Below are 7,317 nucleotides of genomic sequence, written 5' to 3'. Positions count from 1 at the left end.
GGCTACGACGATTAATGGGTGTAGCCGATCAGATCGTAGCTTCTTGATTTAGTTCCATCGATTTAAGCAACAAAGCCGCGCCATTCTTGTCTGCAAATACGATCGTATTTAGTAGTAGCCAGCAGCCTAGTGTCATACTGGAACTGGAAGAGATCCAAGCTTTACCTACCACTAGCTACACGATGACATTGCCTTGGCTTCCTGCTTCGTCAGAGTTTTTAGGCGTTAAACTCAGCACGCTTCTTACACACGTCTACGGAAAGGTACCAGAGCAGGTTGATATCAGCAGCTTAAACGACTATCACTCGACATTGTCCCGACAAGATATTCTTCGATATCAACCAATACTGGCTTATCAACAAGATCAGAATTACATAAAAGTCAGGAATAAAGGCCCTTTCTGGGTGATATATCCACTCAATCTCTATCCAGAGCTAAACTACAATAAATATCATGCGCAAATGGTATGGCAAGTAAATGAAATAAAAGAAAAATAATAAGAATGAAGTTATCAGAACCCTATTCTAAGAAACAAAGAATATTGCAATATTCTACCACCAGCAAAATGCTGCTGGTGGTGTTTGCCGTTTCTTTGCTTCTCGCGAATGTCGTGCTTTTACAGCAAACACGTTCACTCTCACAAAATTTTAATAACGAACAAAAACAAGCGACTTGGTTTTTATTCCAACTCTCCAAAGAACTATCAGAACTTGTCGGCGAGGCCAGACGGTTAGATGAAAACGTATTGAATATTGATGGTGCAGAGCTTCAATACGAGTTAGCGTGGAGCCGCTTTGACTTATTGACCAGTAGCACGAAAGCCAATAAGTTCTTTTCTCGGAACAACATGCACCTTTACTTCATTAATCTTTTTGAAGAGTTCAAAGAGCTAGAAAAACAACTAGTAGAAGCTAGAACAGGTGACAGCCAAGCTGCTGCTGCATTTTATCGTTCAACTCAAACACTATATTTAGGCTTAATAGACTTCGTTAATCAAAACTTCCGCCTAAGCAGTAAAGCTTATGAAGCACAAAAAGGTCAAACCCAGCGCTTAATGCAAGCACAATATATGTTGTTTGCGACGTTCGTTTTGTCGATTATCTCTCTAACTTATTTCTTTTATCGTGAATCCCATTTTCATAGAAAATTGGCGCTCAGCGACCCTTTAACGAACCTAGGGAACCGCAATGCACTATTCATTACCCTAAACAAATTTACTCAAGAAAAAAGGCCCTTTTCTCTCTGGATTCTAGATTTAAATGGTTTTAAAGAAGTCAACGACACACACGGACACCAAGTTGGCGACACTGTACTGCGGGAAATCGCTAGGCGGCTTAATTCTATGGCACTCAATGATTTTACTGTTTATCGCATGGGAGGAGATGAGTTCGCGGTTATCCTTGAAGGTGAACATCTCAATGAAGAGAACGTACGTGAGCAGATAAATACCGTCTTTGATGCACAAATATTAAACTCCGATAAAGTCTCAACACTTTCAACAAGCATGGGCTTAGCGCAATACCCTAAAGACAGTGACAATGTTGACTTTCTTATCAGCATAGCGGATAAGCGCATGTACAAAATGAAATTTCAACGTTAAACGGTATATATGATGAGAAAGTTCATGCAAGTACTGCTTCTACTGGCAGTCATTGCGGCAGGTGTGTTGGCTTGGGTATTTATTCCATCGCACGAAACCATCGGGCAAAAAACGCTTGAGCAGGCACTCAACGACGACTACAGCCTCGTTGGCCATCGAATCTACTCAACCGATCCGGATGCTGGTAACCGATTCGGTTACTTCGTATTGGCAACGGGTCAGAGCATTGAAGAACAAGAGCCGTTTTTGGTCACTTCGGATCAGTTTATTCGCATGGAACAAACGGGTGATAACACCTTGTCTGTGACCGTCAATGGCCGTATCTACCAATACCACAACGACTTGTGGGTACCAAAATCGGATGGAAAGTTGCAGCACTTTTTAGTCAGCGCAACTGCCAACTACGTGCGCTAAAAAACGGGAACATTACTCCCCCCTCCCATCACACACAAAAAAACAAAGCCCCGCATGTACTGCGGGGCTTTCTACGTTAACAAGAAAGTAACATCGAAAGGAGGGCGTTACTTCGCTAACACTTTCTCTTTAATCACTTTGAGTACCCCAGCCTCTTGGTTGCTTGGCGCAGAATAACGAGCGATTTTCTTAATCTCTTCATGCGCATTGGCAACCGCGTACGAATGCTCACTGACTTGCAGCATTTCGAGGTCGTTGAGGTAATCACCAAACGTCATGGTTTCGGCCGGAGTAAAATTCATTGTATCTTGAAGATGCTTAATGGCCGCGCCTTTAGATGCCTCGGCATTCATCACATCCAGCCAAATTTTTGCGCTCACTACAACTTTATGCGTTGCACCAAACTTCGCGTTCATGGTCGGGAACAGGAGCTCTTCCGAACCGTCAAAGTGACAAATCGCTACCTTGATGAACTCGTCTTCGACCTCAAGCAAATCCGTCACCGTTTCACAGCGATGGTAGTACTTTTGAAACTCTTCCAGTGATTGCTGATCATGCGTTTCGATGTACGCCGAGCGCTTGCCACACAATACGATGTTCGCTCCATCAATTTCACGAGCCGCTTTCACAATCTCCGCCACTTCCGCTTTAGGAATGGCGCAACTGTAGAGCTCTTTGTCTTGGTACATCACCAAGGTGCCATTTTCGGCCACATACAACACTCTATCTTTGATTGGCGCGAACGTGTCTCGCAGGCTGTAATACTGACGACCAGACGCAGCGGAGAACAAAATACCTTGCTCTTCCAGTTGCAAAAACAGGTCGAAAAACTCTGGATCCAAACGACCGTATTGGTCAAGCAAAGTGCCATCCATATCGGAAGCAATAAATTTGATGCGAACTTGTGACATTAACTAAAACTCTAAATGACGCTGCGAAAAATATATCCATGTAAGGTACAGGATCTTGTATGAATCTCAAGTCGGGACAACGACGCCTTCGCGATTACCAAGGGTGCAGTTTAAAGTAATCTTCACTGTGATCGATGAAGGCTCTCACCGCAGGAGACAAGTGTTTACGTGATGAATACAGCGCGTAAATGTTGAGATCATTTGGCTTCCAATTCGGCAACACCGACTCAAGCTGACCCGATTGCAGATAGATATTGCTCAAATAGGTTGGCAGCATCGAAATACCCATGCCTTGTAACGCGCCATGCAATAACGCCGTGGCCTCATTGCTGGTTAGGCGACACTCAATTCCCACCGATTCGAACTGGTCGCCCTGAGACAAATGCCACACGTGACGCTCAAAGTTTTTGTAACCCAAACAGTCGTGTGAAGATAAATCTCGCGGATGCGCGATCGCGTGGTGAGTTTGCAAGTATTGTGGCGATGCCACCAACACCGATTCACACACCGCAATCGGCTTACCAATCAAAGAAGGATCGGGATCTGACGCAATTCGGATTGCCAGATCGATGCGTTGCTCGGTTAGATCACTCACTGAGTCTTGCAGATCTATGTCGATATGCACTTTGGGGTGCTTTTGCATAAAACTGTTTACTGCTGGGATCAACTGTGAGAATCCAAATGAAGTGCTAGACGCGAGACGGATTTTTCCGGACAGCTCACCATCAACGGCAATGTTCGACGTCAACGTATCGGCCTGTTTTAACCAGCGCTCAATCTGAGGCAAGCTGCGCTCCCCTGCGGTGGTGAGCGACACCTTGCGCGTGGTGCGGTGCAACAAACGAGTTTGCAGCCAGTTCTCCATCGCCTCTACATAACGAGTCACCATAGGCCGAGACATGTCTAACCGCTCTGCGGTCGCGGTAAAACTGCCAGAATAGACCACATCCACAAATACTTTTGCTGCCGTTACTCTGTCCATACATTTGCTCGAAATAAGAAATAGTGATGCACATTATTGTGTATTTTTCCGAGCGTATCAATTTCCTAATATAGCTCCCGTTCCCAAGCCATCGTCGCTTGGCCCCAAATTCTTTAGGAGCTTATTATGAAAAAATTCACTTTGATTGCTGCATCCGTTTTAATGGCAAGCCCTGTCCTAGCGGCAAACCACTCTCCCCTTACTCTTGAGGTTTACAACGCCGACGGTAACAGCTTCCACGTTAACTCAACCTTGGTATACGGTGAGACTGACGCCATGGTCATCGACACTGGCTTCACCAAAGCTGACGCGATGCGCATTGCCGCTAAAGTGTTGGACTCAGGCAAAACGCTTAAAACCATTTTTATCAGCCAAGCGGACCCAGACTACTACTTTGGCGCAGAGGCCCTACACCAACTGTTCCCTGATGCGCAGATCATCGCAACGCCTGCGGTTCAAAAAATTATTCAAGAGAAATTGGCTGGAAAGCTGGCGTACTGGGGACCAAAGCTGGGCGCAAACGCACCGGTAAAACCAGTGATCCCTGTCGCGTACGATAAAGCATCATTAGAGCTAGAAGGTCATAAGATTGAAATTCGTGGTAACCATGGCACATCAGCACACCGCCCTTACCTATGGATTCCAGATAACAAAGCGATTCTAGGTAACGTAGCCGTGTACTCAAACGTACATTTGTGGATGGCAGATGCCGCTGACCAGACCGCCATCAATGCTTGGGAGCAGCAACTTAGCGAGATGCTTGCGCTTAAACCTCAAGTGGTCATTCCTGGTCACATGAAAGCAGGCACAAAGCTGAACGCAGACACCATTCGCTACTCGCAACAATACTTGCAGGATTTTCAGCAAGCGAAAAAACACAGCAATAACAGCGTTCAACTCATTGACACCATGTCTGCGAAATACCCAGAAGCTCAATTGCCAATCGCGCTAGAAATCGGTGCGAAAGTGCATACTGGTGAAATGTCATGGTAACCGTGCATTACTTCTTCGATCCCATGTGTGGTTGGTGCTACGGGGCATCACCACTCATCGAAGCCTTGATGGACACCTCTCAATTTAAGGTAGAGCTTCATCCCGGCGGTATGATTGAGAAACGCGCGATTGAACCTGAATTTCGTCAGCACATCATCAACAGTGACGCTCGTATTGCAACCGAAACCGGAGCGACGTTTGGTGAAGCATATCTGCAACGCGTGAAAAGCGAAGATGCGTTTGTTCTTGATTCTTATCTACCAACACAAGCGATCTTGAGTGCGGAAAAAATGGGGCTGAATCCATGGCACATGCTAAAGGCCATCCAATCTGCGCATTATCAGCTCGGGTTAAAAGTGAATGAAGCATCGACGCTCAAAGCCATTGCAGAATCGCTAGGTTTAGCAAGTGATGCGTGGGAGCAAAACATGGCGTTAAGCGAAGCCGAACTAGATGAGAGAATTCGCTCTAGCCGACAATTGATGCGACAGTTACACGTTGGTGGTTATCCAACCCTGATTGCAGAAGTAAATGGCGAGTACTTGACCTTGCCGCACTCGGCCTACTACGACAAACCGGCACAGTGGAAGCTTGCATTACAAAAACTGCGATAAGCTCTTCCCCACTCGCTCTTGTTCTTAATCCAAGAGCGAGTGCCAACACCGACATGGCAATCCTGACTCAAACAGGTACAATCCTCGCTCGATTTTTTACTCTCGCGGATACCCACCATGCACTCGCCTGAACATTGTTTTACTCGTTTTACTGCTGATATTTCTGGCTATGAATTGCCAACGCAGTTTACGTTTCCGTTCTACTACACGCCGCATCCTCTTTGCGTTATGGCCGCAAAGCAATTGCAACAGCACTTATTAGCGCAAACCGACTTCGAACACGATTTTGGTTTGGTTAATGAAGAAACGGGGCGAGGCAAAATGTTTGGCGTATTGCTGGTAGAAAACCCTCAAGGCGATCTCGGCTTTTTAAGTGCGTTTTCTGGCAAAATTGCTGACCAAAACTTGATTCCAGGATTTGTCCCTCCTGTGTACGACATGCTGACCGATGAAGGCTTCTTCCGCGCAGAAACGGATGCCATCAACGCCGCCAATGCGGAGTACAAAACCTGTGCCGCGAATCCGGAATTAGCGGATCTTAAAGCGCAAATCCAAGCCGACCGAGCCGCTTATCAGCAAGAGGAGCAAACACAGCGCCAAGTGATGATTGATGGCCGAGCAGCACGCAAGCGACAGCGCCAACAGGGCGAGCAAACGCTCAATGCCGATGACCTCAAAATCTTGTTGGATGAGTTGGGTAAACAAAGTGTCGCCGAGAAAAACGTTCTCAAATACTTAAAGCAAGCGTGGGATGAAAAGCTTGCAATCAAAGAAGCGCGATTGGCCGAGTTAGAGCAGCAACTTGCTCATCTGAAAGAGCAGCGCAAGACACTCTCCAACGCTTTGCAGCACAAACTGCATAAACAATACCGCTTTCTAAACAACCATGGCGAAGCACGCGACTTGGTGGACATTTTTGCGGACACCACAAACCCAGTCCCACCAGCAGGTGCGGGGGAATGTGCTGCGCCAAAACTGCTTCAATACGCGTTTAAACACGAATTCAAACCGCTGGCGCTGGCAGAATTTTGGTGGGGTGTGTCGCCAAAGTCTGAAGTTCGCCAACACAAAAAGTTCTACCCATCGTGTAATAGCAAATGTCAGCCGATTTTGGGCCATATGATGCAAGGACTGGATGTCGAACCTAACCCATTGGCGGAGAATTGGGCAGAAGACAAAGAGCTAGAGATAATCTACCAAGACGACGCTATGGTCATCGTCAACAAGCCCTCGGGCTTACTTTCAGTGCCAGGTAAAACTATCAAGGACTCTGCTTATACACGCCTACAAGCGATGTTCCCTGATGTGGAAGGGCCGTTTGTGATTCATCGCCTCGACATGGCGACCTCTGGCATTTTGGTGTTTGCCTTAACTAAACGCGCGAACAAAAGCCTGCAAAAACAGTTTATGGCTCGCGGCGTACAAAAACGTTATATGGCACTGCTCGAAGGCGTATTAAACGAGCCTGAAGGGGAAATTTCACTGCCAATGCGTGGTGACCCAGACGACCGCCCACGTCAACTGGTGTGTTTTGAACACGGGAAACATGCAGAAACCTACTGGCAACTGATTGAAGTCAAAGATGGACGCAGCAAGGTATACATGTATCCGAAAACCGGGCGAACTCACCAACTACGTGTACACAGTGCTCATCACATGGGGTTAAACATGCCGATGGTTGGTGATGGTTTATACGGCGAAAAATCGAATCGCTTACACCTGCATGCTGAGATGCTAGAGCTGGATCATCCATACAGCAAAGAGCGTATGGTGTTCCAAGCTGAGTGCGAATTCTAACGTCTT

The 7,317-nt window shown here is 46.6% G+C and carries 8 protein-coding genes; 6 read left to right on the top strand and 2 right to left on the bottom strand.

The features are described 5' to 3' along the window. Positions 1-56 precede the first annotated feature (56 nt). From R7127_RS09145 to R7127_RS09135, 3 genes are read left to right on the top strand one after another with little or no spacing between them, the layout of a single operon-like run. Positions 57-497, top strand: coding sequence for an oxidoreductase (locus tag R7127_RS09145; RefSeq protein WP_318148381.1), 441 nt, complete (start codon positions 57-59; stop codon positions 495-497). Between the two features lie 5 nt (positions 498-502). Then, positions 503-1,600 carry a GGDEF domain-containing protein gene (locus R7127_RS09140; protein WP_005383270.1) on the top strand — a complete coding sequence of 366 codons (1,098 nt, stop codon included), beginning with the start codon at positions 503-505 and terminating at the stop codon, positions 1,598-1,600. Positions 1,601-1,624: 24 nt separating this feature from the next. Continuing rightward, on the top strand, positions 1,625-2,014 hold the full coding sequence (locus tag R7127_RS09135; RefSeq protein ID WP_005464976.1) for a hypothetical protein: 390 nt from the start codon (positions 1,625-1,627) through the stop codon (positions 2,012-2,014). 107 nt (positions 2,015-2,121) lie between these two features. Here the strand turns inward: R7127_RS09135 and R7127_RS09130 are convergent, their stop codons facing one another. After that, positions 2,122-2,925, bottom strand: coding sequence for a Cof-type HAD-IIB family hydrolase (locus R7127_RS09130; RefSeq protein ID WP_025516303.1), 804 nt, complete (start codon positions 2,923-2,925; stop codon positions 2,122-2,124). Positions 2,926-3,019: 94 nt separating this feature from the next. Next, positions 3,020-3,907 carry a LysR family transcriptional regulator gene (locus R7127_RS09125; RefSeq protein WP_020841638.1) on the bottom strand — a complete coding sequence of 296 codons (888 nt, stop codon included), beginning with the start codon at positions 3,905-3,907 and terminating at the stop codon, positions 3,020-3,022. Positions 3,908-4,033: 126 nt separating this feature from the next. Between R7127_RS09125 and R7127_RS09120 the strand changes: the two genes are divergently transcribed. The 3 genes from R7127_RS09120 to R7127_RS09110 all read left to right on the top strand — a co-directional run bounded on the left by R7127_RS09120 (position 4,034) and on the right by R7127_RS09110 (position 7,311). Beyond that, positions 4,034-4,900: an MBL fold metallo-hydrolase gene (locus tag R7127_RS09120; protein WP_053320008.1), complete on the top strand. Its 867-nt coding sequence runs from the start codon at positions 4,034-4,036 to the stop codon at positions 4,898-4,900. After that, complete coding sequence (locus R7127_RS09115) at positions 4,894-5,514, top strand: DsbA family protein (RefSeq protein ID WP_017633828.1); 621 nt, start codon at positions 4,894-4,896, stop codon at positions 5,512-5,514. The genes R7127_RS09120 and R7127_RS09115 overlap by 7 nt, the downstream gene beginning before the upstream one ends. A gap of 117 nt (positions 5,515-5,631) precedes the next feature. Next, complete coding sequence (locus R7127_RS09110; protein ID WP_172563678.1) at positions 5,632-7,311, top strand: RluA family pseudouridine synthase; 1,680 nt, start codon at positions 5,632-5,634, stop codon at positions 7,309-7,311. The last annotated feature ends 6 nt before the right edge of the window (positions 7,312-7,317 follow it).

Source organism: Vibrio sp. 1159, assembly GCF_033340395.1.
GTDB lineage: Bacteria > Pseudomonadota > Gammaproteobacteria > Enterobacterales > Vibrionaceae > Vibrio > Vibrio alginolyticus.
The sequence above is the reverse complement of the archived record's forward strand: the minus strand, read 5'-3'. Positions and strand labels throughout refer to the sequence as shown.

Excerpts from the sequence above, each read along its gene's own strand:
- R7127_RS09140 (WP_005383270.1), top strand. The coding sequence starts at position 503 with ATGAAGTTATCAGAACCCTATTCTAAGAAACAAAGAATATTGCAATAT.
- R7127_RS09135 (WP_005464976.1), top strand. The coding sequence starts at position 1,625 with ATGCAAGTACTGCTTCTACTGGCAGTCATTGCGGCAGGTGTGTTGGCT.
- R7127_RS09130 (WP_025516303.1), bottom strand. The coding sequence starts at position 2,925 with ATGTCACAAGTTCGCATCAAATTTATTGCTTCCGATATGGATGGCACT.
- R7127_RS09125 (WP_020841638.1), bottom strand. The coding sequence starts at position 3,907 with ATGGACAGAGTAACGGCAGCAAAAGTATTTGTGGATGTGGTCTATTCT.
- R7127_RS09120 (WP_053320008.1), top strand. The coding sequence starts at position 4,034 with ATGAAAAAATTCACTTTGATTGCTGCATCCGTTTTAATGGCAAGCCCT.
- R7127_RS09115 (WP_017633828.1), top strand. The coding sequence starts at position 4,894 with ATGGTAACCGTGCATTACTTCTTCGATCCCATGTGTGGTTGGTGCTAC.
- R7127_RS09110 (WP_172563678.1), top strand. The coding sequence starts at position 5,632 with ATGCACTCGCCTGAACATTGTTTTACTCGTTTTACTGCTGATATTTCT.